Annotated in this window: 29 protein-coding genes, 1 tRNA gene and 5 pseudogenes; 20 read left to right on the top strand and 15 right to left on the bottom strand. The window is 63.0% G+C overall.

The genetic code is table 11. The features are described 5' to 3' along the window. Positions 1-31: 31 nt before the first annotated feature. From THIX_RS10570 to THIX_RS10560, 3 genes are all read left to right on the top strand, one after another. On the top strand, positions 32-361 hold the full coding sequence (locus THIX_RS10570; RefSeq protein WP_199195271.1) for an integration host factor subunit alpha: 330 nt from the start codon (positions 32-34) through the stop codon (positions 359-361). Between the two features lie 113 nt (positions 362-474). Beyond that, a complete protein-coding gene (locus THIX_RS10565; RefSeq protein ID WP_112486206.1) occupies positions 475-933 on the top strand; it encodes a MerR family transcriptional regulator in 459 nt (152 codons plus the stop codon). 26 nt (positions 934-959) lie between these two features. Continuing rightward, a tRNA-Pro gene (locus THIX_RS10560) sits at positions 960-1,036 on the top strand. A gap of 377 nt (positions 1,037-1,413) precedes the next feature. On the opposite strand, the gene traI is transcribed toward THIX_RS10560, so the two are convergent. The 9 genes and pseudogenes from traI to THIX_RS10515 form a co-directional block, all read right to left on the bottom strand. Then, entirely contained in the window at positions 1,414-3,873 is a 2,460-nt protein-coding gene (traI, locus tag THIX_RS10550) for a TraI/MobA(P) family conjugative relaxase (protein WP_112486204.1), read from the bottom strand. Further along, positions 3,848-4,159 carry a Mobilization protein MobB gene (locus tag THIX_RS10545; protein ID WP_013105715.1) on the bottom strand — a complete coding sequence of 104 codons (312 nt, stop codon included), beginning with the start codon at positions 4,157-4,159 and terminating at the stop codon, positions 3,848-3,850. The genes traI and THIX_RS10545 overlap by 26 nt, the downstream gene beginning before the upstream one ends. Next, on the bottom strand, positions 4,152-4,829 hold the full coding sequence (locus THIX_RS10540) for a hypothetical protein (protein WP_112486203.1): 678 nt from the start codon (positions 4,827-4,829) through the stop codon (positions 4,152-4,154). Before THIX_RS10540 ends, THIX_RS10545 begins: the two co-directional genes overlap by 8 nt. A gap of 176 nt (positions 4,830-5,005) precedes the next feature. Continuing rightward, entirely contained in the window at positions 5,006-5,449 is a 444-nt protein-coding gene (locus tag THIX_RS10535) for a hypothetical protein (protein WP_112486202.1), read from the bottom strand. Beyond that, positions 5,446-6,726: a DUF3987 domain-containing protein gene (locus THIX_RS10530; RefSeq protein ID WP_252997372.1), complete on the bottom strand. Its 1,281-nt coding sequence runs from the start codon at positions 6,724-6,726 to the stop codon at positions 5,446-5,448. Before THIX_RS10530 ends, THIX_RS10535 begins: the two co-directional genes overlap by 4 nt. Beyond that, positions 6,671-7,168, bottom strand: a pseudogene (locus THIX_RS24835) (DUF3987 domain-containing protein); the annotation flags it as partial. The gene THIX_RS10530 and the pseudogene THIX_RS24835, both read right to left, overlap by 56 nt. Next, a complete protein-coding gene (locus THIX_RS23785) occupies positions 7,165-7,320 on the bottom strand; it encodes a hypothetical protein (protein ID WP_199195270.1) in 156 nt (51 codons plus the stop codon). The pseudogene THIX_RS24835 and the gene THIX_RS23785, both read right to left, overlap by 4 nt. After that, positions 7,317-7,688, bottom strand: coding sequence for a hypothetical protein (locus THIX_RS10520; RefSeq protein ID WP_146748504.1), 372 nt, complete (start codon positions 7,686-7,688; stop codon positions 7,317-7,319). The genes THIX_RS23785 and THIX_RS10520 overlap by 4 nt, the downstream gene beginning before the upstream one ends. An 89-nt stretch (positions 7,689-7,777) precedes the next feature. Next, on the bottom strand, positions 7,778-8,224 hold the full coding sequence (locus tag THIX_RS10515) for a hypothetical protein (RefSeq protein WP_112486198.1): 447 nt from the start codon (positions 8,222-8,224) through the stop codon (positions 7,778-7,780). A gap of 44 nt (positions 8,225-8,268) precedes the next feature. Between THIX_RS10515 and THIX_RS24830 the strand changes: the two genes are divergently transcribed. The 6 genes and pseudogenes from THIX_RS24830 to THIX_RS10490 all read left to right on the top strand — a co-directional run bounded on the left by THIX_RS24830 (position 8,269) and on the right by THIX_RS10490 (position 11,646). Beyond that, entirely contained in the window at positions 8,269-8,667 is a 399-nt protein-coding gene (locus THIX_RS24830) for a type IIL restriction-modification enzyme MmeI (protein ID WP_371412896.1), read from the top strand. Beyond that, positions 8,588-9,007 carry a putative toxin-antitoxin system toxin component, PIN family gene (locus THIX_RS10505; protein ID WP_233224510.1) on the top strand — a complete coding sequence of 140 codons (420 nt, stop codon included), beginning with the start codon at positions 8,588-8,590 and terminating at the stop codon, positions 9,005-9,007. The genes THIX_RS24830 and THIX_RS10505 overlap by 80 nt, the downstream gene beginning before the upstream one ends. Continuing rightward, on the top strand, positions 9,007-9,264 hold the full coding sequence (locus tag THIX_RS10500; RefSeq protein ID WP_112486195.1) for a hypothetical protein: 258 nt from the start codon (positions 9,007-9,009) through the stop codon (positions 9,262-9,264). Before THIX_RS10505 ends, THIX_RS10500 begins: the two co-directional genes overlap by 1 nt. Before the next feature lie 52 nt (positions 9,265-9,316). After that, positions 9,317-9,501, top strand: a pseudogene (locus tag THIX_RS24200) (4-hydroxy-tetrahydrodipicolinate synthase); the annotation flags it as partial. Between the two features lie 87 nt (positions 9,502-9,588). After that, positions 9,589-10,272 (top strand): annotated as a pseudogene (istA, locus tag THIX_RS10495) (IS21 family transposase); the annotation flags it as partial. A 147-nt stretch (positions 10,273-10,419) separates the two neighbouring features. Beyond that, positions 10,420-11,646, top strand: coding sequence for an ISAzo13 family transposase (locus tag THIX_RS10490; RefSeq protein WP_112486194.1), 1,227 nt, complete (start codon positions 10,420-10,422; stop codon positions 11,644-11,646). A 28-nt stretch (positions 11,647-11,674) separates the two neighbouring features. Here the strand turns inward: THIX_RS10490 and THIX_RS10485 are convergent, their stop codons facing one another. Both THIX_RS10485 and THIX_RS10480 read right to left on the bottom strand, forming a co-directional pair. Further along, the gene (locus THIX_RS10485) at positions 11,675-11,812 is read right to left on the bottom strand and encodes a twin-arginine translocation signal domain-containing protein (RefSeq protein WP_112486193.1); all 138 of its coding nucleotides are present in this window, start codon (positions 11,810-11,812) and stop codon (positions 11,675-11,677) included. Positions 11,813-11,816: 4 nt separating this feature from the next. After that, entirely contained in the window at positions 11,817-12,794 is a 978-nt protein-coding gene (locus tag THIX_RS10480; protein WP_146748503.1) for a hypothetical protein, read from the bottom strand. Positions 12,795-12,897: 103 nt separating this feature from the next. Here THIX_RS10480 and THIX_RS10475 point away from each other — a divergent pair. After that, a protein-coding gene (locus tag THIX_RS10475) for an IS5 family transposase (RefSeq protein ID WP_112486191.1) occupies positions 12,898-13,661 on the top strand; the annotation gives its coding sequence in 2 pieces (ribosomal slippage) (positions 12,898-13,270 and positions 13,270-13,661; 765 coding nt in all). A 40-nt stretch (positions 13,662-13,701) separates the two neighbouring features. Here THIX_RS10475 and THIX_RS10470 read toward each other — a convergent pair. Next, on the bottom strand, positions 13,702-14,094 hold the full coding sequence (locus THIX_RS10470; protein WP_031406984.1) for a hypothetical protein: 393 nt from the start codon (positions 14,092-14,094) through the stop codon (positions 13,702-13,704). A 351-nt stretch (positions 14,095-14,445) separates the two neighbouring features. On the opposite strand from THIX_RS10470, the gene THIX_RS10465 reads away from it, so the two are divergent. From THIX_RS10465 to arsB, 9 genes and pseudogenes are all read left to right on the top strand, one after another. Beyond that, complete coding sequence (locus THIX_RS10465; RefSeq protein WP_031406978.1) at positions 14,446-15,480, top strand: IS630-like element ISCARN25 family transposase; 1,035 nt, start codon at positions 14,446-14,448, stop codon at positions 15,478-15,480. Positions 15,481-15,792: 312 nt separating this feature from the next. After that, positions 15,793-16,164 (top strand): helix-turn-helix transcriptional regulator, encoded by a 372-nt coding sequence (locus THIX_RS10460; protein WP_112486190.1) that lies wholly within the window; start codon positions 15,793-15,795, stop codon positions 16,162-16,164. A gap of 3 nt (positions 16,165-16,167) precedes the next feature. Beyond that, entirely contained in the window at positions 16,168-16,647 is a 480-nt protein-coding gene (locus THIX_RS10455) for an arsenate reductase ArsC (RefSeq protein WP_112486189.1), read from the top strand. A gap of 31 nt (positions 16,648-16,678) precedes the next feature. Further along, a complete protein-coding gene (gene arsD, locus THIX_RS10450; RefSeq protein ID WP_112486188.1) occupies positions 16,679-17,041 on the top strand; it encodes an arsenite efflux transporter metallochaperone ArsD in 363 nt (120 codons plus the stop codon). A 19-nt stretch (positions 17,042-17,060) separates the two neighbouring features. Next, the gene (gene arsA / locus THIX_RS10445) at positions 17,061-18,839 is read left to right on the top strand and encodes an arsenical pump-driving ATPase (RefSeq protein ID WP_112486187.1); all 1,779 of its coding nucleotides are present in this window, start codon (positions 17,061-17,063) and stop codon (positions 18,837-18,839) included. A gap of 63 nt (positions 18,840-18,902) precedes the next feature. Beyond that, complete coding sequence (locus THIX_RS10440; RefSeq protein ID WP_233224509.1) at positions 18,903-19,346, top strand: arsenate reductase ArsC; 444 nt, start codon at positions 18,903-18,905, stop codon at positions 19,344-19,346. A gap of 75 nt (positions 19,347-19,421) precedes the next feature. Beyond that, on the top strand, positions 19,422-20,807 hold the full coding sequence (locus tag THIX_RS10435) for an FAD-dependent oxidoreductase (protein WP_371412998.1): 1,386 nt from the start codon (positions 19,422-19,424) through the stop codon (positions 20,805-20,807). Then, positions 20,794-21,276, top strand: a complete 483-nt coding sequence (locus tag THIX_RS10430; RefSeq protein WP_031406964.1) for a CBS domain-containing protein — start codon at positions 20,794-20,796, stop codon at positions 21,274-21,276. The genes THIX_RS10435 and THIX_RS10430 overlap by 14 nt, the downstream gene beginning before the upstream one ends. 4 nt (positions 21,277-21,280) lie before the next feature. Then, positions 21,281-22,171: pseudogene (gene arsB / locus THIX_RS10425) on the top strand (arsenite/antimonite efflux transporter); the annotation flags it as partial. Positions 22,172-22,197: 26 nt separating this feature from the next. Here arsB and THIX_RS10420 read toward each other — a convergent pair. Together THIX_RS10420 and THIX_RS22970 are read right to left on the bottom strand one after the other, a co-directional pair. Next, on the bottom strand, positions 22,198-24,270 hold the full coding sequence (locus THIX_RS10420; RefSeq protein ID WP_112486185.1) for a recombinase family protein: 2,073 nt from the start codon (positions 24,268-24,270) through the stop codon (positions 22,198-22,200). Further along, positions 24,257-24,460 carry a hypothetical protein gene (locus THIX_RS22970; RefSeq protein ID WP_146748502.1) on the bottom strand — a complete coding sequence of 68 codons (204 nt, stop codon included), beginning with the start codon at positions 24,458-24,460 and terminating at the stop codon, positions 24,257-24,259. The genes THIX_RS10420 and THIX_RS22970 overlap by 14 nt, the downstream gene beginning before the upstream one ends. A gap of 309 nt (positions 24,461-24,769) precedes the next feature. On the opposite strand from THIX_RS22970, the pseudogene THIX_RS10415 reads away from it, so the two are divergent. Next, positions 24,770-25,006: pseudogene (locus THIX_RS10415) on the top strand (transposase domain-containing protein); the annotation flags it as partial. A 158-nt stretch (positions 25,007-25,164) separates the two neighbouring features. Here the strand turns inward: THIX_RS10415 and THIX_RS10410 are convergent. Next, positions 25,165-25,728 carry a CoxG family protein gene (locus tag THIX_RS10410; RefSeq protein WP_112486184.1) on the bottom strand — a complete coding sequence of 188 codons (564 nt, stop codon included), beginning with the start codon at positions 25,726-25,728 and terminating at the stop codon, positions 25,165-25,167. Between the last annotated feature and the right edge of the window lie 261 nt (positions 25,729-25,989).

Below are 25,989 nucleotides of genomic sequence, written 5' to 3'. Positions count from 1 at the left end.
ACCGACGTTGAACATAGGGGAGCCACAGAACATGGAAAAACTCGTCACCACGCTACAGACGCCCAGCCTGACCAAGGCCGAGCTGTCCGAACTGCTGTACGAACGCATAGGCCTGAACAAGCGTGAGTCGAAAGACATGGTCGACGCATTCTTCGACCTCATTCGTGACGCACTGGCATCCGGACACGATGTGAAGCTTTCGAACTTCGGCAATTTCCAGTTGCGCGACAAGGCCCAGCGTCCGGGGCGCAACCCGCGCACGGGGGAAATCATTCCCATCGACGCCAGGCGCGTCGTCACCTTTCACCCCAGTCAGAAATTCAAAGAACAACTGCAGAGTCAACTCAATGACGAAGCGTGATGACCAGGAGCGGGCTTCAGCCGGCCCTGGCGGGACGCGAAAATACACCGACCTGTAGCGTCCTATAGTCCGGTCATGTCTCAACGCACACGCATTGCTTTTTCTTCCTCACCATGACCGACTCTTCGGATTTGCCGCCCATCCCGTCCAAGCGCTACTTCACCATCGGTGAAGTCAGCGAATTGTGCGGCGTCAAGTCGCATGTCCTGCGCTACTGGGAACAGGAATTCAGCCAACTGCGGCCGATGAAGCGCCGCGGCAATCGCCGCTATTACCAGCACCATGAGGTTCTCCTGATTCGCCGCATCCGCGAACTTCTCTACGACCAAGGCTTCACCATTCAGGGAGCACGGGCGCGGCTATCACAGGGCGAGGCTTCCCAGCACGACACCGAAGAGACCGCGGGATCCACGGTTCACATGCCAATGGGCCGCAGATTTTCCGATAAACAAGATGCCGCATCGCCACTTCAGCGCTTGCCCATTGGCGAGCCCGCCGTTTGGCCTGCCGCGACACAGGACGATCTACGCAGCCAATTGCAGGCATTGCGCGCGCTGTTGAGCCTCGAGTGATCTGCTATAGTCTTCGGCTTGGTCGACGGGGCGTAGCGCAGCCTGGTAGCGCACCTGCATGGGGTGCAGGGGGTCGGAGGTTCGAATCCTCTCGCCCCGACCAAATTTACTCAGTAAATCAATGACTTAGAGAACAAGCCCACACCAACACTGTGGGCTTTTTTTCGTCTAAATGGTGAATTTCGCGGGTTTATTCCCCCTAGATTCCCCCTAGATTCCCCCAAAACACACCCACGCCGCGCCTTTTACAGCTCCCCTTGCGGCTCCCCCTGCGCGGTCTGGTCGATCTCATGAGGCCGGGTGGCCACAGCGATGGTTCTCGCAGCGCAGACCTTTTCAGGCACGGCAGCGCGCACCTGCTGTGCCGCGCTTTTGCGGATTCTGTCCACAGTCTTGCCCCCGGTTTGTTGAGACAAGGTTGCGACATTGCGTAGCGGCCCGGATGCGACGATTGCGATTGCCGCTGCGCCGCATCGCCGCTCACCGCCCAATCCCTCTTGAGCGCTCGATTTCAGAGTTGATTGCGACCTGGTGCATCAGTGCACCCGCCCCATCGTCCATGCGACCGATGGTGTATTGCGCAGCATCTCCCGCACTGCCGCCGTCGGCCCGGATGCGGTCGATGGCGCGCATCCAGGCCGTGGCTGCTGCGGTCTTCTCGCCCCCGGTTTGGGCTTTCTCCCATTGCGCCAGCGCCTGGTCGATGCCGGGGTAGGGGGATTCGTTGGATTTCGTGGGTGCTGCCTGTACCTGTTTTTCAGGCATTTCGGGCGAGGCCTGTGCTGGCGCATGCACTGGCTGCCTTTCTGCGCTCTTGTCCTTGGCTTTGTCCACAGTTTCTGTGGGCAAGTGCAGCGGCTCTTTCTTCTGGGCCTTGTGTTTCAAAAGTCCTTGTTCCTGCATCCGGTTGTAGACCGCCTGTCCTGCGACGGTGAGCTGGCCTTTGGCATCAACCAGGGCCTGACGCGCCGGGTCGGTGAGCACAGCTTGCTGTTCAGCGGTCAGCGCTTTGCCTTGCCCCGCCGCTTCGATGGCGTCCCATCCCGCGACGGGCAGGTGCGCCAGAGCGGCTTCGGCGGCCATGAAGGCTGTGTCGATCACGTAGCGGGGCCGTGGCGCGCTTGGCGGTTGGGGAGCAGGTTTGACTGGCGATTGCCGCGGCTGCCGCTCCAGTTGACTTTGCAGCTCATCGGCGACGATAGGCTGCAAATCGGCATTGGTGACGACGATGCCCAGTCGCACGGCCTCACGCGCCGCCCGCTCCCGAAATTCGCTGCTTCCCGTGACGTCCACTTTGCCGCCATACTTCTGCGCTGCAATGCGCAAGGCCGCCTCCAGGGAGTCAGCAGCCTTGTCGTGCATGACGATGCGCGGCCCGGTGTCGGTGAACTTGTCCTGTCCGTCCTGCCCACGGTAGATCACCAGCTGGCGCTTGTGGTCGATCTGCACATCGAGCGCGGCCACGGTGAGCTTGCGCAGCGGGTCGAGATCTTCGCCCTCGATGCCGTCCTGCTCTTTGTGCTTCTTGCTGTTGCGCTGCTCGCGGTAGCGGATGCCGCGCAGCGCTGCCTTGGCCGTCTCATCGCCCAGCTCGGCTTGCTGCTCCAACCAGGTGCGCCACACTTCAGTCCGTGGAATCTTGGCCGTCAACGCTTTGCGCTCGACGGCCTGGCGCTTCTGGAGTGCTTCCTTGGCCTTGGCTTCTTCCCATGCCCGGTAGCTGAGAGCAACCTTAGCGTCCATGCCATCGCGCCGATGCTCGGCCAGTGCAGCGGCACGTTCTCCACGCAGCGTGTGGGTCAACGCTTGCCGCTCGTCACGGTGACGCGCGGTCATCGCATTGCGCAGCGCTTGGCGCTGTTTCCTGATCGCCTCCAGCTCGGCCTTGAAGCGCGCAGCCAGCAGGGCGCGTACCTGGGCGCGCTCAGCACGGCGGCGCTGCCGTTCGGGGTCGGCGCTGGCATGCTGCGGTTCACCCCGGAGGCTGGCGCGCTGGCCGTCCAGCGCAGCGGCATAAGTCACTTTGGGTTCTGGCATAGGGCCGCCTGATGGCTCATAGGGGCCAAGCGCTTTTTCCAGGGCGGCCTTGCTTGCCCAACGCCCCATCTGCGACGCCTTGGCCGCCAACACGCGTCCATCGTCGAGCGTGGTTGTTGCCACCATGCCGGAACCCTTGGGCTGGATTGTCACACCGTAACGCGCTGCGGCTTGGTGCACGCTTTGCCAACTTGCTTCTGGGGACTGCACGGCGATGCGGATGACCTGAGCCGGTTCTCCGGCAAGCCATGCCTGAAACGACTGTGCCCCGGCGTTGCGATGCTCAGCCGCCTTGGCCGCGTTGCTCACGCGTTGCCCCCCGTCGAGCTGCCCCAGGGCGGTGCGCTCGGCGCGGCTCATGCGCACGATGCCAGCCTTGCCCTGATCGTGGACGACGCCATAAGGGCCGGGGCTGTGTCGCCAGCCTTGAGCAAGCTCGATTTCGCGCATGGCTTTGTCCAGGAGCAGCCAGTCATACTTGGGCACCTTGGCCGTATGGCCGTCAGCATGCACGCGGTTGACGATCAGATGCGCATGATCGTGGTCGGTGTCGCGGTGCAGCGCCCACAGCGCCTCGTGCCCCTCGAAGCCCAGCGTTTTCATGAGGTGTTCGCACGCTGCGTCGATCTGCTGGCGCTCGGGATGCTCGGCCTCCTGCCAAGCGAGGGTGACGTGGTACACCGGCCCGCGCGCAGTCGTGTTGCGTGCCGCCGCAGCCGTGGCGTCGAGGATGTCGATGGCGGTCTGGCGATCCTCTGGGGTGTCCAGCGGGCAGTCGAGGTTGAGCGCGCCCATCTCGGGGCTGGGTTCTGCGACCTGGCCTGGGTTGTCGCGGGCGATATAGCGCACGGCCTCGCCAAATCCGCGTGAGGCCGCTTTACGTGTGATGACTTTGGCAAGCATCGGCGACCTCGGCGATGTGCTGGATGGTGGCGCGCCATTGCGTCAGAGCCAGCTCCACGGCGCTGCGGTCGAGCTGGCCGCGTGCGGCTAGATGCTTGAGCAGTCCGCCTTGACGCCGCAGCTCGGCTTGCAGGGTTTGCAGCCGGGCCACGCGCGTATCGCCACGCAGAGCGATGGTGCGCAGGTAGCTGCTTGTCGTCAGCATCGCCGCATCGGCCATATGGCGGATCAGTGCAGCCTCGGCAGGCGTTGCGCGCAGCGCCAGGTGAACGGTTCGCTCACGCATGAGAGTCTCCCGTCATGCGTGCGCGCAGCTTGCTCGGGTAGAGCTTGTCCCCCGGCGACGCCTTGCGTTCGATGTCGATGCGCCGCTCCACGGCATTGGCACCAAAGCGCTCAATGAGCGCGATGATGATCTTGCGGTCGCTCTCGGTCACGCCTGACGCACCGAAGCCGAGCTTGCCGCTTTTGAGCAGCATATCGGCGCGTTCGTCGGGTGATTCCCCGATGGCTTTGAACCCGGCGCTTGGTGGCCCTTCAAGCTGCTTGCGCAGGCGATAGTCCTCGTCGGATTCGTCATCCCGCTTGTCGGAACCATCGGCCCAGCTTGGCAGATCGTGGATGTCGCGCGGTTTGGCCGTGATGACAGGTGCCGGAGTTGCGGTTGTCGTCTCGGTCTTGGCAACCTCCGACGCGTGCGGCACGGTGGGCTGCGATGTCAGGCCAGCGCGTCCAAAAGCCGCCAGCAGTGCCGAAGGACGCACGCCAAGGGCGGGAGCAACGAGCCGCGCGTAGCGCGCCAGCGGCACACCGCTTTGGTGCAGTGCCTTGATGTCAGCGATACGCTCGGTCACGAACGCATCGCTGACGGTGCGCGCTGCGGCTTTGCCCGTGAGCTGACGGGAGAGTTTTGCAGCCTGATCGATGCGTTCAAAGATGGTGGATGATTGAGTCATGTCGATGCTCCATAAAGGTGAGAGAAACGCAGTGCCGAGACGCGGGACAAAACAGGGTGTCGGGCGCAGCCTGACCAAGGGGCCGGTTTCGCCTGAAGCGCGAGCGCCAGGTGAAACCCAGGCTTACCTTGCCCCACAAAAAAAACGAGTCTGCGCAGTGTGTCGTGGTGTGCCCATTAGGCTGTCCCTTGGTCGTGGCGGAAGAAACCTTGTCGTATCGCCCGCCCAGTTGGGCTCACACACCAATGCGGCAGGCCGTAGGCAGCACCGTCAACCGGGGTCAAGGTGTCAGGCAGATCAGGGTCGCCAAGAGCCTCGCGAAGTGCCCGCCACGGCAGGCCAAGGTTGCGCGCCAGCAGGCCGGTTGACGCGCGCGCGTTGGCCTCGGCTTCGTTGCGCGATAGGCCACCGTCGCATTCGAGAATTGCCGCACGTTCTTCGAAGTGCTCACGCAGGTTTTCTGCCCACAGCAGCGCCATCAGATCAGGCTTGGTTTGGCGAATCGCTTCGCGCAGGTCATCGGTCAGGCGCGATGCCGGGGACACGATCAACGTGTCGCCGTCGGGTTGGATGGTGAAACCGGACACGCGCAGGTCAGCAAGCAGGGCGCTGGGATTCATAGCGCCACCTTGTCATCGTGCGGGGCGAGCTTCACGGTTTGCAGGCTTCCCCCTTGCGAATGTTGCGAATCCTGCGAAAAGCCTTGCTGCGCTTGGCTTTGCCCCAGTTGCGAAGGCTTGCGAATGCTTGCGAATTCGCAGGCCGCCGGGGTGGTCATTCGCAGCGTTTCGCAACCATTCGCATGGTCCACAAACCCAGTATCCATGCGGGCTTTCGCAGGATTCGCAGCATTCGCACGGGTCGTTTGCGTTTTCGCCTGATCCACTCCCAGTGCGCGCACTGCACCGGTGCCAACGGCCACCAGCCCGGCGGCTAAAAGCCGGTCAAGGGCTGCGTCCCTTCGGCTTGCAGATCGGAGGATCGCCGGGCCAATACGGGGAATGTCGCGGATTGACATCGGCTCGCCCCTCGGTGCGAGCCAGCGATAGAGCGTCAGTGCCCAGTCAGGCGCCGGATCGGCCTTGCCACCCAGCGCAGTCAGCCAGCTTTGCAGCGCGTAGCGGACCAGGCGGATCGCGTTTTGCGCCGTTTCGCGGTCGATCATGGGCTCGTTCGCCCACGTCGCCATAACGCCTGCAATGCGGCAAGCCTGTTCGGTTGCGCGCAGTGCAAAGGGCCGCACGGGGCGCAGGTCGCCGCGTCGGGCCTCATGCTCCATGAGCTCGAAGAACGCGGCTAGTTCCTGCCGCGCATCGGCGGATAGTTCGATGACGGGTAGGTCGTCGCAGTGATCTGGCATGGGATCACGCAACAGTTCCGTGCAGCGCGCCAAGAAGCCGGCAATGGCTGGAGATTCGTCGGGCAGCCAAGGGCGGAACACGCGAGGAGCAAGTTCCTCGGGCCATGCCAGCAAGAAGCGGGGCCAAAAGCCGATTCCCGATAAAGACTCGTCAGATAGGGTGTCACCCAACGCCTCGGGTTGCGCCAGCAGGTGCGCCGACAAGCGCACGCCGTAGCGCTCAAATCTTCCACCGCCGCCTCGGATCACGGACAGGTGCCCACGATCCCACAAGCCGCACAAAGACGCCGCCGTCTTGGTGCGATGGTCTTGGCTCATGGCATGCCCGGCGAGCATGACGCCCGCCTCAGTCGAAAACACGCCTTGCCCGGCGACACCTTCGGCATAGGATCGGTGCAGACCCTCGATAGTGATGTCGCCTGCCAGCCGGTAAGGGGCAGGGGGAGGGGACGCAGGCTTGGGGGCATTCTTGCTCCGCTTGCTCGTACACCTCCACCTCACGCAGCCATGCCTGTCCCACTTCGCGTTGAAACTCATGGATCGCGCGCAGGGCCACGCGGTCAGCCATGTCCTTACCATCGCCAGATCGCGCCACGGTCAAGCAATACAGGCTCAGGGGTCGGACTCCGCCGTCTATGGTGCGCACGTTGGCCCGCGATTGCGCCAGCAAGGCGGCTGCTGCGAGGAACGATTGCCCGGCCATGGCGGGGGATACTTGCGCACCGTAGGCCAAGTCACATGCCACTTGCGCCAAGGGACCAAGCGCATCGGTCGGGTAGCCATCGCTGCCTGCGTCAATCTCCGGTTTGAGTAACACTTCCGCCCGGCGTATCGCAGCAGGCAGCGGCAAAGGCTCCAAAGCGTCTTCTGGCGTTCGTGGGGCAAGATGTTGACCGGCACGCGCTGCCAGGGAGTCGAGAATGGACGCACCACACGCAGTGTGATCAAGTTTTCGGGTTGCTTCGGCAATCACGCTCATGGCCGCATCCCCGCAAGTTGCACTCCGGCAAGCATCCGGGCGTGCGCCACGCTCACGCGACAGTCGTCATGGACGGGGTAACGCGCCAGCCAGCGACCGGGGCCGGTGCGCTTGACGCCCGAAAGCCGATCAAGCAGGGCCAGGGCCGTCATCGCGCACCTCCCGATCCGATGGTGGCGGGCGTCGCCACAGCCTTGCGGGGGCGGCCACGTCTGCGCAGTGATGATGCGGGATTCAGATCTGCGGCGGGTCGTGGCGCGGCGGCGTCAGGTGTGGCGCTTTTTGTGGCAAGCCACGCAGCCAGGGCTGGCAGCATGACCACGACGCGCCCGCCGATGTACGTGGTCGGCGGATAGTCGCCACGCTCGCGGCGCTTTTGTGCGGCGGTGATGCTGGTATAGCCCAGCGTCTGGCAAAGATAGGAGTCATCCAGGGCCATGACCATCGGCGCGCCCTGGGCGATCAATGCGCTGAAGAGCGTATCGACGCTAATTGGGTGGGTGGAACTATGGGGTGACATCGTCATCCTCCGTCATGCGCTGCTTGGGAGGTACGACGCGGGCTGCGCAGTGCGCAGCAAAACCGAGGAACGGAGTGCAGCCCGCGCGTCTAGGCGCGGCAGATCGGCGCGGGGACGACGCGCGCGGTGATGGCGATATGGGCGATACGGCGGTGGGCGATGCGCACAGGCGGCAGGATGGCCGCCTTACACGTCAAGGCTTGCAGACGCGGCAAGACCACGGCACGCAGTGCAGCGACCACGCCTACGGCATCGATTGTCGCGCGTAGGGCTGAAGCGATCAAGGCGACGTTGGCGCGCGCAAACTCGCGCGCCTGGCGTGCAAAGAGTCGTGCAACACCGGCGGAGGTTTCTGCCGCCGCAATGAGGGTAACGAGTAGCGCAATGATCGCCCAAGCCGAACCGGCCAACATCGCCCCGTATCCAGCAATCAAACCCATGCCAACGCCAGCCCCCAACACCGCCCCCAGCACAGGGCGGTGCTTTGCGATGGGGCGCTCCAATGCGGCGCGCAAAATCACGGGGCTAATCAACATGCGCTAAATGTAGTGCATGGTCTTGGTCCGGGCAACTACAGGTAGTGTTTCGATCAGTGTTTTGTTGGTTTTTTCCATCTGGGCAAGGTAAGCCTAGGTTTCACCTGTCGCTCGCGCTCCAGGCGAAACCGGCCCCTTGGTCAGGCTGTGCCCGACACCCTGTTTTGTCCCGCGTTTCGGCACGACGCTTCTCACACGTTTTTGGAGTCCAGGCGATCCTCGATGCGCGCGCCTTGTGCCCAGCATCGACCCTCGCTGACCTCTACGACCCGCTGACCATACCTGCCGAGTGGCGCTGGTGGGTGGCCCTTTGGGCAAACAGATCTTTCTTGTTATATCATCGGCAGTATGAAAAAGCGCGTTGTGCTCGATACCAACGTCTTGGTTGCTGCGTCACGCAGCCGCCTTGGCGCATCGTTCGCTGTACTGCGAGCGATGCGTGAGGGCCAATTGTTGGCGCTGGCATCGGTGCCCCTGGTGCTTGAATATGAAGCCGTGCTTTCGCGCCCGGAGCAGCTCGCTGCGAGTCACAGGACGGCACCGATGGTGGAGGCTTTCCTGGACGCGTTCTGCCTGCTGGCCGAGCCTGTGGAGTTGTTCTTCCTCTGGCGGCCGCAGCTCCGCGATGCCGCCGATGAGATGGTGTTGGAAACCGCGCTCAATGGCCGGGCCGATGCGCTGGTCACACTCAATGGCCGCGATTTCGTGCCCGCCCATCGGTTTGGCCTTCCAGTCCTCACGCCCGGAGCCTTTTTGCAAACCCTTCAACTGGAGAGATTCTGATGGCCAACTATGCCTTGCGCGTGCCGGATTCGCTCATGGAGTACGCCAAAAAAGTGGCGCTCGATGAGCATGTCTCGATGAATCAGTTTTTTGTGACGGCCATTGCCGAAAAGGTGTCAGCGCTCAAGACGAGCGCTTATTTCGCGCAGCGGCGTAGCCGTGGTGATCTGAGCGGGTTCGATGCCTGGCTGGAGGCCAGCCCAGATGCTGCGCCGGTCGCAGACGATGATTTGCTGCCGCCTGGCACAGTGCGATAACGGCACAGCACGGGGGTTGAAGTCAGCCCAGTTTCTTCGTGCACCTCCGTCAGAGCGGATCTTGCAGTTCGTGCATGAAACGCCCTTACGCGTTTTGTCGGGTGATGACAGCCAGGACTTTGCGGCCCTCTGCTGGGGGCGCATGGCACGATTGCCGCATCGGCGCATCATGTCCGGCTGTTTGAATTGATGCAACAGGACGACCTGGTGGCTGCCCGTCGAATGGCCGTTGCACTGTGACCTGTTCGCGCCGAACGAAAATTGACCCGGGTGTTCAACCTAACCTGCTGCCTTTTGAGGCACAGGAGTTCAGGAGTGATCACCATGGACATGATTGGCAAGATCCGGCGGTTGCATTTCCGCCAGCACAAATCCGTCCGCGAGATTGCCCGCAGCACGGGAGTCTCGCGCAACACGGTTCGCACATGGTTACGCCAGTCGGGCGATGAAGTGCCGCAGTACGCGGCACGCCGGACGCAACCTTCGATCAAGCTGGAGCCCTACGTGGAGTGGCTCCAGCAAGCCGTGGCCATCAATGCCCGACGTCCCAAGGCCCGGCGGCGCACAGCCAAGGCATTGCACGCCGAGTTGCAACGGCAAGGCTACGACGGCGCCTACAGCCGCATCACCGATGTGCTGCGTGGCTGGCGCCAGGAGGATGGCACTGCCGACTTGCACGCCTTCGTGCCGTTGACGTTCGAGTTGGGCGAAGCGTTCCAGTTCGACTGGAGCGAGGAAGGCATGGTGGTGGGTGGGGTGCACGACAAGGTGCAGGTTGCTCATCTGAAGCTGTGCGCCAGTCGCGCCTTCTGGCTGGTGGCCTATCCCAGCCAAGGCCACGAGATGCTCTTCGACGTCCACACGCGCAGCTTCCATGCGCTGGGTGGTGTTCCCCGGCGCGGCATCTATGATCCTGAGTTCAGCCAGTTCACCGTGGCCGAGATGCTTGAGCACGAGCAGCCGCAACTCATGCCCATGCCCACACCGTTCGACGGCTATGTCGATCGTTCCACCGTGTGGCGCAGGGCCCATTGCGGGTTGGGCACGAGCTTGCCCGTGGCTGTGTCGCGCAGCCATTCCGGGGTGTTGGAGTTGCCGTAAGCGATCGTTAACAAATAACTTGCTCAATCAGAGTAGGAGGACTAGTCTTGCAGGATGCAAGGCGAATCCACGATCAAGCGGCGATGGGAGGTTCTGCGCGGAGTGCTTGATGAGCGCCAGCGCCGACTGTTTGTGGGCGTCGAAGCGCTGGTGCTGGGGCGCGGCGGCATCTCCCATGTCGCGGCGGCGACGGGGGTCTCGCGTCGTACGGTGCTCTCCGGGCTCCAGGAGGTTGGGGCGCTTGCTACGCGCGGGGATGCGGCCCCGGGAGATGGAAACGCAGGAGCTCGGGTGCGAGCTCCTGGCGCAGGGCGCAAAAGGCTTGCCGAGAAGGACAGCACTCTGGTGCCCGAGTTACTCGACCTGGTCTGTCCGGCGACGCGCGGCGATCCGCAATCTCCCTTGCTATGGAGTTGCAAGAGTTTGCGGGTGCTGGCCGATGAACTCCAGGCGCGCGGCCACGTGGTGAGCCACGTCGTGGTGGGGCGGCTGCTCAAGGCCCAGGGCTACAGCTTGCAAGGCAACGCCAAGGTCATTGAGGGGCATCAGAGCCCGGATCGCAACGCCCAGTTCGAGTTCATCAATGCCACGGTGAGTGCAGCCCTGGAGGCGGGGCAACCGGCGATCTCGGTGGACACGAAGAAGAAGGAGTTGGTGGGGCCGTACAAAAACAACGGGCGCGAGTGGCACCCCAGCGGCGAACCGGTACAGGTCAAGGTGCACGACTTTGTGGATCCCGACCTGGGGCGCGCCAATCCCTACGGGGTGTATGACATCGGGGCGGACGCAGGTTGGGTGAGCGTGGGCACCGATCACGACACATCGGCGTTTGCGGTGCAGACGATCCGGCGTTGGTGGTTTGCCATGGGCTGCCCGCTTTACCCCGAGGCCCGGCAACTGACCATTACCGCCGATGGGGGCGGCAGCAACGGGCATCGGGTGCGCCTGTGGAAGCTGGAGTTGAGTCGCCTCGCGCAGGAGACGGGGTTGACCATCCACGTCTGCCACTTCCCGCCAGGCACCAGCAAGTGGAACAAGATTGAGCACCGCCTGTTCGCGTTCATCACCATGAACTGGCGCGGCCGCCCCTTGATCAGCCATGAGGTCATCGTGAATCTGATCGCCAACACCCGCACGCGCAGCGGCTTGACCGTGCACGCCGAACTCGACGCCGGCCTCTATCCCAAGGGGGTGGGCGTCTCTGACGCCGACTTCGCCGCCATTCCCATCGACCGCAACGCCTTCCACGGTGACTGGAACTACACCATCAAGCCTGCATAGAAGTGCACACTTAATTTATTAACGATCTCTAAATGGGATGCAGGGCTTTTCGCCCGCGGTTGGTCAGCGGCACCAGATCGATCAGGCGTTTGGAAAACCCGAGTGTGCCCGCGCCCAGTCCGGCGACGGCCCCGAGAGTCAGAAGACCACGTCGTGAGATGTCCATGATGTCAAACCTTTTTCGCAGTGGAGAAGGGTGCGGATTGCGCGTCGCGCGGCATGGCGGCCAGCAGCGCAGCCAGGATGCCCAGGAACAGCAGCACGCTGACACCGGTGTACCAAAGCTCCCCGAAATTCAAATGGAAGGTGTAGTAACCGGCCCCGCTCCGGTTGATGGCCTCGCCGCCGATGACGATGCCGATGCGCGCGGCATACGAGCCCCAGGTTGCACCCAGGAAGGCAAGCCATTGCGCTCCATAGCCGCGCCCAGTGGGCAGAAGCAGCAGCACGAGCGGGATCAGGAGGCCGATGACGGTCCAGTTCCAGGTGATTTCCGCGCCATACGGACCCATGAACAAGTTGGCTGCGCGCAACTCCTCAATGGAGCCAAAACGCCCGAGCCACCACATCCAGCCATACCAGGTCACGAGGCATACGCCGAGCGCAACTGCGGCAGTGATGCGATGGCCGGTCTGCGCGGCAGGCCTGGTGGCTGTGACGGCCCAGGCCAGCGCGGGAATCACCACCAGTTCGGCGAGGGCAGCCACGGCAATGGCGCTCGCGAAAAAGAGAATGGCCGCCGCAGGCGAATTCCACACCGGCACCCCATGTTCGTTCATCAGGAACACTGCGGAATGCAGCGGGGCGAACAATCCGAGAAAGACGGTGGTGACCAGCACCGGTTTGAGCCACTTCGATTCAAACACGCTGTAATGCCGGCTCCACAGGCTAAAAATGTCGGCCAGCTTGCGCCAGATGCCTGAAAGCTTCTCGATCTCGGCGCCCAGCCTCGCGCGCGGGATGCATTGGAAACTCAGCCACCAAGCCACCACCAGAAAAATCGGTAGCAGGATGATGCCGTATTTGATGATGGCCGTATCCCAGTTGGACCAGCCAAGGAAGTAGCCAAAAATGAGCCGCCCCGGTTGTTTCACTTCAGCCAGCACGTTGACGAAACCGGCCAGGATCAGCGCCACTGTTGACGCCAAATGAAATTCTATCCTGAAAAATAAAGTTCTATCCTGTCGCGTTAGATAGTGTCGTCACGAGATATGGCATGATGGCGTTGTTTGCAACGACTGCGCTATTGAGATGCCAGAGACTCTTCATCGACACGACCTATCAGACAGGCACTGGGAATTGCTCGAGCCCCATCTGCCGGGGCGAGCGGGGGTTTGGGGTGGGGTTGCGCTGGACAACCGCCAATTCATCAATGCCGTGTTCTGGATTCTTCGCACCGGCGCGCCGTGGCGAGACCTGCCGGCCTCGTATGGTGGGTGGAAAAACACCCATCGGCGTTTTTGCCGCTGGCGTGACCAGGGCATTTGGGAGTCGCTGCTCGAGCAGTTCATTGTGGAGCCTGATTTCGAATGGCTCATGCTGGATGCCAGCCATTGCAAGGTTCACCCGCACGCAGCGGGAGCGCGTGGAGGCAATCAGGGCATGAGCCGTACAAAAGGGGGCTCAACACCAAGATACATCTGGCCGTGGATGCGCATGGTCTGCCGCTCAGAGCGGCTATTACAGAAGGTACCCGAGCAGATTGCGCAGAGGCTGAGCAGTTGATGGACGGGTTCAAGATGGACTGCCTGCTTGCTGACAAAGGCTACGACAGCGATGCCATCGTGGCGAAAGCCCAAGCGCAAGGTGCCCAGGCCGTGATTCCGCCGCGCAAGAATCGCAAGCAACCCAGGGCCTATGACAAGGCGCTCTACAAACTGCGCCATCTGGTCGAGAACGCCTTCCTACATCTCAAGCGATGGAGGGGCATCGCCACGCGCTACGCGAAAAACGTCGCCTCATTCGTTGCCGCCGTACAAATTCGATGCCTCGTCCTCTGGCTGCGCATCTCGTGACGACACTATCTAAGGAACTACTGGACTGTTTACGGATTTTTCAGTCGTTACCGACTCGGGTGCTGAACGTCATGGCGGACTCAAGGCTGGCGGGCCAGGCGTTGCCGGGCCGCGTCCCGGCGCCCCGGGGTGATGGCCCCTGCGGGCGAGCCATCCAGGTTGACCCGCAGGTGCGCACCCAAACCACCCGCCTGTACGCTGGCGAGGAGAGATGCGGATACAGCAGTTGCTTGGACAACGGATGCAAAGCCGTGCCCGAGAGGGTTTGGCTTGCAGGCTGGGCGCGCATCCACCGCGCGAACTGGGTGTGAATGTCCGCCGCCAACGGCAGCAAATAGGGCGCACGACCGGGCTGGTCATCCTCAGCCGCTTGCAGTTTCAGCACCGGCAAGCCGGCCAGATAGGTCTGCGCCACCGGGCGCAGAACCTGCAATCCGGCATCCTTGGCAGCTTTCTCCGCGAGGTTACGCAGGCGGTTGAACGCCCGGGTTTGGGCCAGCGCAGCGTCCAGGGATGCAGATTTGGAAGATTCGACAGTGGAAGCTGAAGTGGAGGCAGACGGGTGGGGTACGGGGATGAGCCCAGGGTAGGGCAGGGAAAGAGGACATACGCTGAACGCACTTTGCGATCCGTTTCTGAGACGATCCCAAGCGGACCGCCGGGAACAGACAGCGTTCAGGGATGAGGATCACGCGTCCCCAGGCCCTCCGCGACCAAGGCCAACGCATTATTGATTCGGAAGTATTTAACTTGAAGTATTCGCATGCGCCATCATGTTGGTGTGATGGAAGCAACTGACATGAGATCGCTGTCGCGCGACGCGCGACACGAGAGACGCGTGCAGGTCATCCGCCTACGCAAAGCGGGCCGGACCTACGACGAGATTGCGGCGCAGACTGGGTTGAGCCGCACCGGTGTGTTCGACATCTGCAAGCGCCACGAAGCGGCGGGCGCGAAGGCCTTGCGCGACGCACCCAGTGGGCGCAAGAGCGGCGATGGCCGGCTGCTGGACGCGGCACAGGAGGCGACGGTGCGCAAGCTCATCACCGACAAGACGCCTGACCCGTTGAAGATGCCCTACGCGCTGTGGACCCGCACGGCGGTCGCGCAGCTCATCGAGCAGCGCTTTGGCATCCGGTTGGCGGTGCGCACGATGGGCCTGTACCTGGCGCGCTGGGGCTTCACGCCGCAAAAGCCGATGAAAAAGGCGTACGAGCAGTCGCCCGCGGCGGTCAAGAAGTGGCTCGAGGAGGACTACCCGGTCATCGCCGCGAAGGCCAAGTCCGAAGGTGCGGAGATTCACTGGGGCGACGAGAGCGGGCTGCGCAGCGACGACGTACGGGGTCGCGGCTTCGCGCCCAAGGGGCAAACGCCGGTGATCCGCGTCAACAACAAGCGCCACGGCCTGTCGGTGATCTCCACCGTGACCAACAAGGGGCAGATGCGCTGGCGCATTTTCGACGGCGCGCTCAACACGGACATCCTGATCGACTTCCTGCGCCGGCTGATCAAAAGGGCGAGCAAGAAGTTGTTCCTGATCCTGGACAACCTGCGGGTGCATCACGCCAAGCCCGTGAAAGCTTGGCTGGCCGAGCACGCCGATGCGATCGAGGTGTTCTACCTGCCCAGCTACAGCCCCGAACTCAACCCCGACGAGATGGCCAACGCCGACATCAAGCAAGCGGTGACGACTCTGGCCCCGGCGCGCACGAAGCTGCAACTGGTCAAGGCCACCGCACGCCACCTGCGCAGCGTGCAACGTCAGCCTGAGCGGATTCGCAAATACTTCGAACATGGACCGGTTCGTTATGCGGCTTGATTCAAGTTCGTTGATGCCGGCTCAATAAGGCACGCCCTCGGCTTGGGCACGAGAGAGCTTGGCGTGGATGGATTTTGGCACGCGCGCTACGAATTGGCCAGAAACGCTCGGCACCATCGCAACGGTCGGGTCGAAGGACGGCACAGGAAAGTCTCGGCCCCTGTTATGCAATGCAGCAGGGCCTTTCACACTAGGCTCACGATGTGACAATTTCGTGATTGTTGACTCTTGCTAAAGCAACTGCATGTCATTCATATGTCTGCATGCGTACAGCACAAGGCATGAATTCAATCATTGTTGTAGACTTGAAAAATGGAAAAAATATCCGCAACTTCAATCTTCGAATCGCTCTCGTCAGGTGTGCGGTTGGACGTGTATCGGCTGCTTGTCAAAAAGGGGCCTGAGGGCTTGGTGGCTGGCGAGATCGCGATCACCCTTGACGTGCCGCCGACCAACCTCTCCTTCCATTTGAAGGCCCTGACCCAGGCCCGCCTTCTCACTGTGGAACAGGAGGGGCGCTACCTGCGCTATCGGGCGAACATTCCATTGATGCTGGATCTGATCGCCTATCTCACCGAGGAGTGCTGCTCCGGGCGCTCGGGGCAATGTCCGGGCTTGAGCAGCGCTTCAACCTACTGCGACACGGCACTGCCGACAGCTTCGCCAACCCTAGTCGAAACCTGAGCCATGAACATCCTCTTTCTCTGCACAGGCAACTCCTGCCGCTCGATTCTGGCCGAAGCCACGTTCAACCACCTGGCTCCCGCCGGCTGGATGGCGATGAGCGCGGGCAACCATCCAACCGGGCAGGTGCATCCGCGCTCGCTGGCCTTGCTGGAGCGGGAAGGCATCCCGGCCGTTGGACTCTCCAGCAAGTCCTGGGACGACTTGCCCAAAACCCCGGACATCGTGATCACCGTCTGCTCCAGCGCCGCAGGCGAAGCCTGCCCGGCCTATCTTGGCCCGGTCCTGCGCGCGCATTGGGGTGTCGAAGACCCTGCGCATGCTACCGGGGGCGACGGGGCAATCAATGCTGCCTTCATGACAGCCTATCGCATCCTGCGCACCCGCATCGAGACCTTCCTCACCCTGCCGCTGACGGAGTTAAAGAACGATCCCGCATGCTTGAAGGAGGATCTGGATCGGATCGGAAAGCTTTTTTCATGACCATAATTTCAATTATCGATGAGGAATCAAAATGAAAGCCATTCAAGTCTATGACCCGGCGCTGTGCTGCAGCACCGGCGTGTGCGGCGTGGAGGTCGATCAAAGTCTGGTCAGCTTTTCGGCGGACGCCGATTGGGCCAAGCAAAACGGTGCGCAGATCGAGCGTTTCAATCTGGCCCGACAGCCGCTGGCATTCGCCGAAAACCCGACGGTCAAATCGTTCCTGGAACGCTCCGGCCAGGAAGCCCTGCCCCTGGTTCTGGTGGATGGTGCAGTGGCATTGGCGGGCCGCTACCCCAACCGCATGGAGCTGGCTCGCTGGGCAGGCATTCCACAACCGACAGCAGTGTCGAAAGCAGCACAGGGCTGCTGCGCCGGCAGCCACTGCTGCTGAACGCAGAGGAAGTATCACCATGAAATTTCTCGAACTGCCGCCGCGCTTTTTCTTTTTCACCGGCAAAGGCGGCGTGGGCAAAACGTCGCTGTCCTGCGCCACGGCAATCCACCTTGCCGAGCACGGCAAGAAAGTCCTGCTGGTCAGCACCGACCCCGCATCCAACGTCGGCCAAGTCTTCGGCCAGGCCATCGGCAACACGATCACCCACATCAATGGTGTGCCCGGTCTGTCGGCTCTGGAAATCGACCCGCAGCAAGCGGCACAGCAGTACCGGGAGCGCATCGTCGGCCCGGTGCGCGGGACGCTGCCGGACGACATCGTCAACGGCATCGAGGAACAGCTCTCCGGCGCCTGCACCACCGAAATCGCCGCCTTTGACGAATTCACCGCGTTGCTCACCGACTCGGCCCTGACCGCTGACTACGACCACATCATTTTCGATACAGCCCCGACCGGTCACACCATCCGGCTGTTGCAATTGCCCGGCGCGTGGAGTGATTTCCTTGAAGCGGACAAGGGCGATGCGTCCTGCCTCGGCCCATTGGCCGGACTGGACAAGCAGCGCGCCCAATACAAGGCGGCAGTGGAGGCTTTGGCCGATGCCCAGCGCACCCGCTTGATTCTGGTGGCCCGCGCCCAGCAAGCCACCTTGCGGGAGGTTGCACGCACCCATGAGGAACTCGCCGGCATTGGCCTGTCGCAGCAGTATCTGGTGATCAACGGCGTCCTGCCACCGGAAGAAGCGGCGCACGACCCCTTGGCCGCAGCCATCTGCGCGCACGAACGGGCCGCATTGGACGCAATCCCTGATGTGCTCAAGACGCTGCCCCGCGATCAGGTCGCGCTCAAGCCCTTCAACCTGGTCGGTCTGGATGCCTTGCGCCAGCTACTGGTCACGACGGCCACGCAAGCGCCCAGCACCCATGTGGCTCCGGTCGTACTTGATGCACCCAGTCTGTCCGTGTTGGTCGATGGCATCGCCGAAGACGGCCACGGTCTTGTGATGCTGATGGGCAAGGGCGGTGTGGGCAAGACCACCCTGGCCGCTGCCATCGCGGCAGAACTGGCCCATCGCGGCCTGCCGGTCCACCTCACCACGTCCGACCCGGCCGCGCATCTGACTGAAACACTGAGCGGCGCGCTGGACAACCTCATGGTCAGCCGGATCGACCCGCACATTGAAACCGAGCGTTACAGGCAGCACGTATTGGCCACCAAGGGCGCGCGGCTCGATGCGGAAGGCCGGGCGCTGCTGGAAGAGGACCTGCGCTCGCCCTGCACCGAGGAAATCGCGGTGTTCCAGGCCTTCTCGCACATCATTCGCGAGGCCGGCAAGAAGTTCGTGGTGATGGACACGGCACCGACCGGCCACACCTTGCTGCTGCTCGACGCGACTGGCGCCTATCACCGTGAAATCACCCGCCAGATGGCCGGGACCGGGCTGCACTACACCACCCCGATGATGCAGTTGCAGGACGCCAGGCAGACCAAGGTGCTGATCGTGACGTTGGCCGAAACCACACCGGTACTGGAAGCGGCAAACCTGCAAGCTGACCTGCGCCGCGCCGGGATCGAGCCCTGGGCCTGGATCATCAACAACAGCATCGCGGCTGCCACGCCGAACTCGCCCTTGCTGCGTCAGCGTGCCTGCCATGAACTGCGAGAAATCGACGCCGTCGCTACCCGCCATGCCCAGCGCTACGCGGTCGTTCCGCTGCTAAGAGAAGAGCCCGTCGGCGTCGATCGCCTGCTGGAACTGGCTGCCCGCCCCAGTCTCATCACCGAAAGAGCGTGACATGGCCCCAAAGAGATCTACAACGCGCTGTTCATCTGCACCGGCAATTCCGCGCGCAGCATCATGGCGGAAGTCATCTTGAACCATCTCGGTCGAGATCGGTTCAAGGCGTACAGCGCGGGCAGTCATCCTCGCGACGAAGTGCATCCGCTCACGCTCGAAGTGCTCACCGGTCAGCACTATGACATTCGTGGCTTGCGCAGCAAGAGCTGGACGGAGTTTGCGGCGCCGGATGCGCCATCGATGGATTTCATTTTCACAGTCTGCGATCAGGCGGCTGGCGAGGCCTGTCCCGCATGGCCAGGTCAACCCATCACCGCCCACTGGGGTTTCGCTGATCCAGCCGCGGTCGGCGGGGATCGTGAGCGTCAACTCAAGGCCTTCGCCAACGCGCACTTCCAAATTGCCGCTCGCATCCGCCTGCTCCTCGCCCTGTCCATCGACAAGATCGACCGCATGTCGCTGCAAACCCAGTTGCGTGATCTGGACCAACAGCGCGCCGAATAACAATGAAGGGAACAGCATGACGCGCCTCCTCATCATCGGCGGCAGCGACGCGGGCATCAGCGCGGCGCTGCGGGCATCAGCGCGGCGCTGCGGGCTCACGAGATCGATCCCCGAGCCGAGGTATCCGTCCTGTTGGCCGACGAGTACCCGAACTACAGCATCTGCGGCCTGCCCTTCTACCTCAGCGGCGAGACGCCGGATCACCGGCAGCTCGCCCATCGCACCGCATTCGACGGCATCGAAGTCCTGACGAACCATCGGGCCGTCGTCATTCATCCCGCGGGAAAGAGGGTCGATGTCGTGCGCGGGCCGAACGGCCGTGCGGAGACCTTGCGCTACGACCACCTGGTGATCGCGACCGGTGCCGTCCCGCTTCGTCCCCAAGGATTGCCCGGCCTCGACCTCCCCGGCGTTTATGGCCTGCACACCATGGCGGACGGCTTCGCGGTCCATCGCCATCTCACGACGGGCGAAGCGCGTTCGGCTCTTATTGTCGGTGCGGGCTATATCGGCGTCGAGATGGCCGACGCGCTGAGGCATCGGGGGGTCGATGTCACGCTCGTAAGTCAGACCGATCCCGTGTTCCCAAGCGTCGATCCGGCGTTCGGCAGGCTGATCGGGGAGGAATTGTCACGCCATGGCGTACGCGTCGTGGCTGGCTGCGCCGTCGAGCGCATCGAGACCGTCGGCGACCGGGGCGGTCTCACGGTGTCGGGTTCGGGCGGGTTTGCCGCGTCGGCCGATCTGGTGCTGGTCGCCACTGGCGCGCGACCCGACTCCACCCTTGCCGCCGCTGCGGGGATTGCGCTGGGGCCCTCGGGCGCCATCCGCGTCACGCAACGCATGGAGACTGCGATCCCTGGCATTGGGGCCGCCGGCGACTGCGCCGAGACCTGGCATCGGATACTCCAGCGGCCAGCGTACCTGCCGCTCGGGACGACCGCGCACAAGCAGGGCCGTGTGGCCGGCGAGAACGCTGTAGGCGGAGAGCGCTCTTTCGCGGGCTCGGTCGGCACCCAGACCATGAAGATGTTCGAACTCGCGATCGCGCGGACAGGCTTGCGCGAAGCCGAGGCGCGCATGGCCGGCTTTGATCCCGTCACCAGCGAGATCGAAACCTGGGATCACAAGGCCTATTACCCAGGCGCGCATAAGCTCCGCATCCGGGTGGCCGGCGATCGCCGCACTGGTCGTCTCCTGGGCGCGCAGATCCTCGGCCACTGGCGTTCGGAGGTGTCGAAACGCATCGACGTGTTCGCAGCAGCCCTGTTCCACGGCATGGGCGTCGAAGACTTGAACGATCTCGATCTCAGCTACACACCTCCGTTCAGCAGCCCCTGGGACCCGGTGCAGATGGGGGCGCAGGCCTGGATGAGCGCGGTGAAAACCGGTGCTGACAAGTCGTTCACCGCCGATCGACCCACAAATCTTGAGAAAGGAACACAGCATGAAAGTCCGTGACCTGATGACCCCGAACCCGATCCGGATCGCACCGGAGACGCCCGTGGCGGAGATCGCCCGCATCTTGATCGAGCACCGCATCAACGGCGTTCCGGTGACCGATGCCGAGGGACACCTGCTCGGCCTCGTGACCGAGGGCGACCTGGTGCATCGTGCGGCCGACGAGCGGTTGGAGCCGCGCGAATCGGTCTGGAAGGAGAACTTCTACCGCTCCGTGTTTCGCCGGCGTACGCCGGAGCCGGACAAGGCCGAGGGCCGCACGGCCGCGCAGGTCATGACGCGGGAAGTCCTCACCGTGGCACCCGAAGACCATGTCACCGTGGCCGCGCGTCTGCTGGTGGATCACAGCATCAAGTCCCTGCCGGTGATCGAGCACGAACGGCTGGTCGGCATGATCTCGCGCTTCGATCTGGTCAAGCGCCTGGCCAACAGCGGCCCGGATGCCTTCAACCCCATGCGCAAGAACTGAGCCGATGCTGATCGCACTGCTGATCTTCATCGCCACGCTCGTCTTGGTGATCTGGCAACCGCGCGGGCTGGGCATCGGCTGGAGCGCGACTTTCGGCGCCATTGCCGCCCTTCTGACCGGCGTGATTCATCTCGCCGATATTCCGGCGGTTTGGCACATCGTTTGGAACGCCACCATTACTTTCGTCGCCACCATCATCATCAGCCTGTTGCTCGATGAAGCCGGCTTTTTCGAGTGGGCGGCGCTGCGTGTGGCACGTTGGGGGCGCGGCAACGGGCGCGGACTCTTCGCCTTCCTGGTCCTGCTGGGCGCAGCCGTGGCGGCCTTGTTCGCCAATGACGGCGCAGCGCTGATTTTGACGCCGATCGTGATGGCGATGCTGCTGGCGCTCGGCTTCAGTCCGGCGGCGACACTGGCTTTCGTCATGGCCGCCGGCTTCATCGCCGATACGTCCAGCCTGCCATTGATGGTGTCCAATCTGGTCGATATCGTCTCGGCCAATTTCTTCAACATCGGCTTCAACGAATACGCCGCGATCATGGTCCCGGTGGATATCGCCGCGATCGCCGCCAGCTTGGTCGTGCTGCTGCTCTATTTCCGGCCCAGCATCCCCGCCCAATACGACATGGCGCAGCTCAAACAGCCGCATGAGGCCATTCACGATCCGGCCACGTTCCGCATCGGGTGGGTGGTGCTGGCGCTCCTGCTGCTCGGGTACTTTGGTCTTGAACCGCTGGGCGTGCCGGTCAGCGCCGTCGCGGTCGTCGGTGCGCTGCTGCTCTTCGGCGTGGCTGCGCGCGGCCATGTCATCAGCACCCGGAAGGTGTTGCGCGAAGCGCCCTGGCAGATCGTCATTTTCTCGCTGGGGATGTATCTGGTGGTGTATGGCCTGCAATGACATGTTCATAGTGCCCCTCTTCTTCAAGTGCTTGAAAACATGGACATCTGATTCTCTGCGATCTTGCGACACGGGCCATCAGTTCGCGAGATTACCTCGATGACCCGCTGATCGAGCAGATCGCTCACGCGAATCTGGTACGGCGCCCTTGGCACGACCTGCTCTGCGGGCAGCAGGCCGTCCTGGATCAGGCTGCGGATGCGGTGGTTCGTGACGCCGAGCTTGGCGGCGGCCTCCGACATGGTCAGCCATTGCCCCTCCTTCTCCGCCGAGCGGTATGCGTGGATGCCGTGCACCTTGCGTAGAGATCCCACGCGGTGCGCGGTCCACGTCTTGCCTTGGCCGGTTGGAATTCCCATGCGGTTCAGTGACGCGGCGATGTGCTCGTCGGACCATCGGCCGGCCATGCTGCGCATGAGGGCCAGCGCCTCGTCGGGCGTGCGGCATCCATGCTCGCCAGTCCGCGGCTTCGCAACCCGCAATTGCGAATGCTGGCCTCCTTGCCAATGGATCGTCAGCACGATCTCGCGCGTCTTCTCATCGACGTCGGCAATGATCTCCTTGACGAGTGCGCGCAGCAGTTGCTGGCGTGCACGCATGGTGACCCCGGGTGCATCCCATGCGGCGGCGAGATCTTGGGCAAGTCCGCCGAGATCGGGCCTAGCCACAGCCGACAGCGTTCGGTCTGCAGCGTCCAAGCGCTGCTCGCATGACCTCACTCGCTGCAGAGCCGCCTCCCAGCTCTTCTCGAGTTGAGCGGCGATCAGACGATTGTCGGGATCGCAAGCCGCGTAGCGACGCTCTGCGAGCACGGCCTCGTAGCGGGCCTGCTGCAACTCGAGCTCCCCGAGACGACGTTGGTCAGCCTGAAGTTCCATGTGCCTCTGTTCGGCTTGCCGTGCTGCTTCAATAGCCATCGGCTCGACGGCGCGCAAAATCTCTCGGGCGATGGCCTCGTCGGGTCGCCGGCCGCCGAAGGTGAAACAGCGCGGCTGCGCCAACTGCACATTGGGGCGATCGCATCGATAAACCGGTTGGCCCGCCCCTCGCCCCGTATACGCAACCGTGAGACGGCGCCCACAGCGTCCGCAGCAGAGCATCCCGGCCAGCAGCGCCCGGCCGCCACGCCCGGACTTCACACCGTCCACTCGACCGTAGGCATTGAGGGCGAGCTGCTTCTGATTGCGTTCGAACTCCGCCCAGTCGATGTAGGCCGCATGGTGATCCTTGAGCATCACCTCCCACTGCTCGAAGGGCTTGCCGTGCCCGTAGCTCTTGCGCAGCCGTCCGTCGACGAGGGCAGTGCGCTTCTCGCTCTTGCCGTAGACGTACGCTCCGGCATAGAAGGGGTTCTTGAGCACGGAGATCACGTTGCGGTAGCGGATCGGAGTCCAGTCGAAGCTCACCATCTTCTTGCCATCGGAGGGGCGGGGAAAGTGAACCTGGTCGGCGGCGAGTGACAGCAGGACCTGGCGGGCGCTGCCCAACTTGCGAAAGCGCGCGAAGATCAACTGAATCGCCTCCTGCAGGCGCATGTCCGGATCGAACCCCAGGCCGATCTCCCGATGCCAGATGTAGCCGATGGGAACGCTGATGCGCAGTTCGCCGCGCTGGGCCTTGGCGCGGGCCGCATCGAACATGCGCGCTCTGAGCACTCCGAGCTCGAACTCGCTGATACTGCCCTTCATGCCCAGCAACAGCCGATCGTTGGGTCGACACGGGTCGTAGACACCATCCAGGTCAATGACCCGCGCCTCGACCAGACCGCATAGTTCCAACAGGTGGTGCCAGTCTCGACCGTTGCGGGCCAGGCGCGAGGCGTCGAAGCACAACACAGCGCCGACTTCACCAGCGCAGAGCCATGCGACCAAGCGATCGAACCCTGGTCTGGCCACCATGCCACTTGCAGACCGGCCAAGGTCGTCGTCAATGACCTCAACCTGCACAAATCCGCGGCGGTGCGCCTCTTCAACGAGGTCGTACTGCCGCCGCTGGCTCTCCAAGTTGGTCTGAACCTGCGTCTGGGTCGATTGGCGAACATAGACGACGGCCTTGCGGCGCAGCACGGCAGCAGGCAACAGATCACTGGTCGTCATCAGCAACTCCTGGTCGTTGCACGCCCGCTGCTTGCAGCAGCAGGATCGCCAACTGCGTGACCGCAATGGCTCGTTCGCTCGGGTCCATTCCCTGGAGTACAGGGGAGTCGAACACCATGCTCAGTTGACGGGGCGGCGTCGGCGCGGACGATGCAGGCGGCATCAGGCGCGGTCTGGGTGAACTGGTCATCTTGTTCCTCGCGGGTGTGGAAAACACCGGAGGAGCTTCGTCGGAGTCCGTGCTGCCACAGCAAGTGATGGAGTTCAGCGAGCGCGGATACCGACGCGCGCGGAGCACCCAACTCCATGCCCGCGCAGGAGGCAGCGTCGAGCATCCAGGCTGCCATCACGATGACGATGCCGGCACTGACCTCCACATGAACGACCGGACCTGACGCGCGTTGTTCGCTGTACTGACGCCTCACACGACGCCCGTACAGCGGGTGCCAGCGGTAGAAGACCTCGACTTCTTGCCCGACATGGGCAGAATGACCCCGCGCTTGCACTCGGGCGCCGAAACTGGCTCTTCGTGGGCTCGCCCCAAGCCGGCAGCAGAGCCGCCGTGCTCATGACGCTGATCGAATCGGCCAAGCTCTGCGAGGTCGATCCGTGGACCTATCTCAAGGACGTGCTGACGAAACTGCCCACTTGGCCCAATCGCCGTCTGCACGAATTGCTGCCGCACAACTGGGCCGCAGCCCATACGCCGTCGTCGCCCACCACAGCCACCGCTTGATCACCGCGCCGACACGCGTCAAGATGGGTTTGCTGGACGCATACCCTGGAAATTAGCCTGCCACAGGTTGCACGCGACGCACCACTGCGCACACAAGCAGGCCACGATCAAGGGTCCAGAGGTTGGCTCGCGGTCTGCGGCGGATATCGCCTGCGCGTTCACGACTGCATGACGCCCCAGTAGAGGATGAACACGGCCACCAGCGTGGAAATGGCCCAGGCCCAGGGCGGCATCATGAACCACAGGCGCTCGACCATGCTGCCCGGGGTCTGGCCGGCCGCCTCGCCGCGCACATTGCGCTCGAAGCGGTTGAAGAACTCCTCGATCAAGCCCTTGACGGCCTGATCCACCGCACTCTGTCCCATCTGCGCGATGGCGCCGCCCACCTCGGCGCTGGCCTGATAGTTCATCCGCGTCCCGCCGTCGCTGGGCTGCAGCGCGATGAGCGCGCGGCCGATGCCGAAACCGGCATTGCCGCCATTGCCCTCGAAGCGCAGCACATAGCTGTGCGGCGGATTCACGTCTTCCAGCGTCAGCGTGCTCGAAAAGCGCGTTTTGTAGCCGGCGATATCGAGCACCTGCACGACTTCGAACTGCCCCTCGCCAGTCTGCGTCACCGATTCGCAGCCTGGAATGCACGCCTTCAGCATCCGGGTCGCGTTGAGCGCCTCCCAGGTTTGCGCAGGAGTCAGGGGAATGTTGCGTTTGCCTTGGACGTCCATGGGTGATGTCTCGACATGATTGACGGGGAAGCGGGATCGATTGTTCGGAGGGATCTGACCAACTATGGCAAACGACCGACGCGTTTCCATTTTCCACGCTAAGTATTTTCAAATGCAGCGATCTTGATTCAAGTCAAGAATATGTGTTCGGCACGATCAGCCCGGCTGGAAAATCCCATCGTTTGTCCGGGCAAACTCCATGATTCATCGTTCCGATACTTGTCTGAGTAAACGAGTCCGTCGCAGGCGCACGGGTACGAC

This window comes from Thiomonas sp. X19 (assembly GCF_900089495.1).
In the GTDB taxonomy this organism is placed as follows: domain Bacteria; phylum Pseudomonadota; class Gammaproteobacteria; order Burkholderiales; family Burkholderiaceae_C; genus Thiomonas_A.
This window is presented reverse-complemented; position numbering and strand designations above follow the sequence as displayed.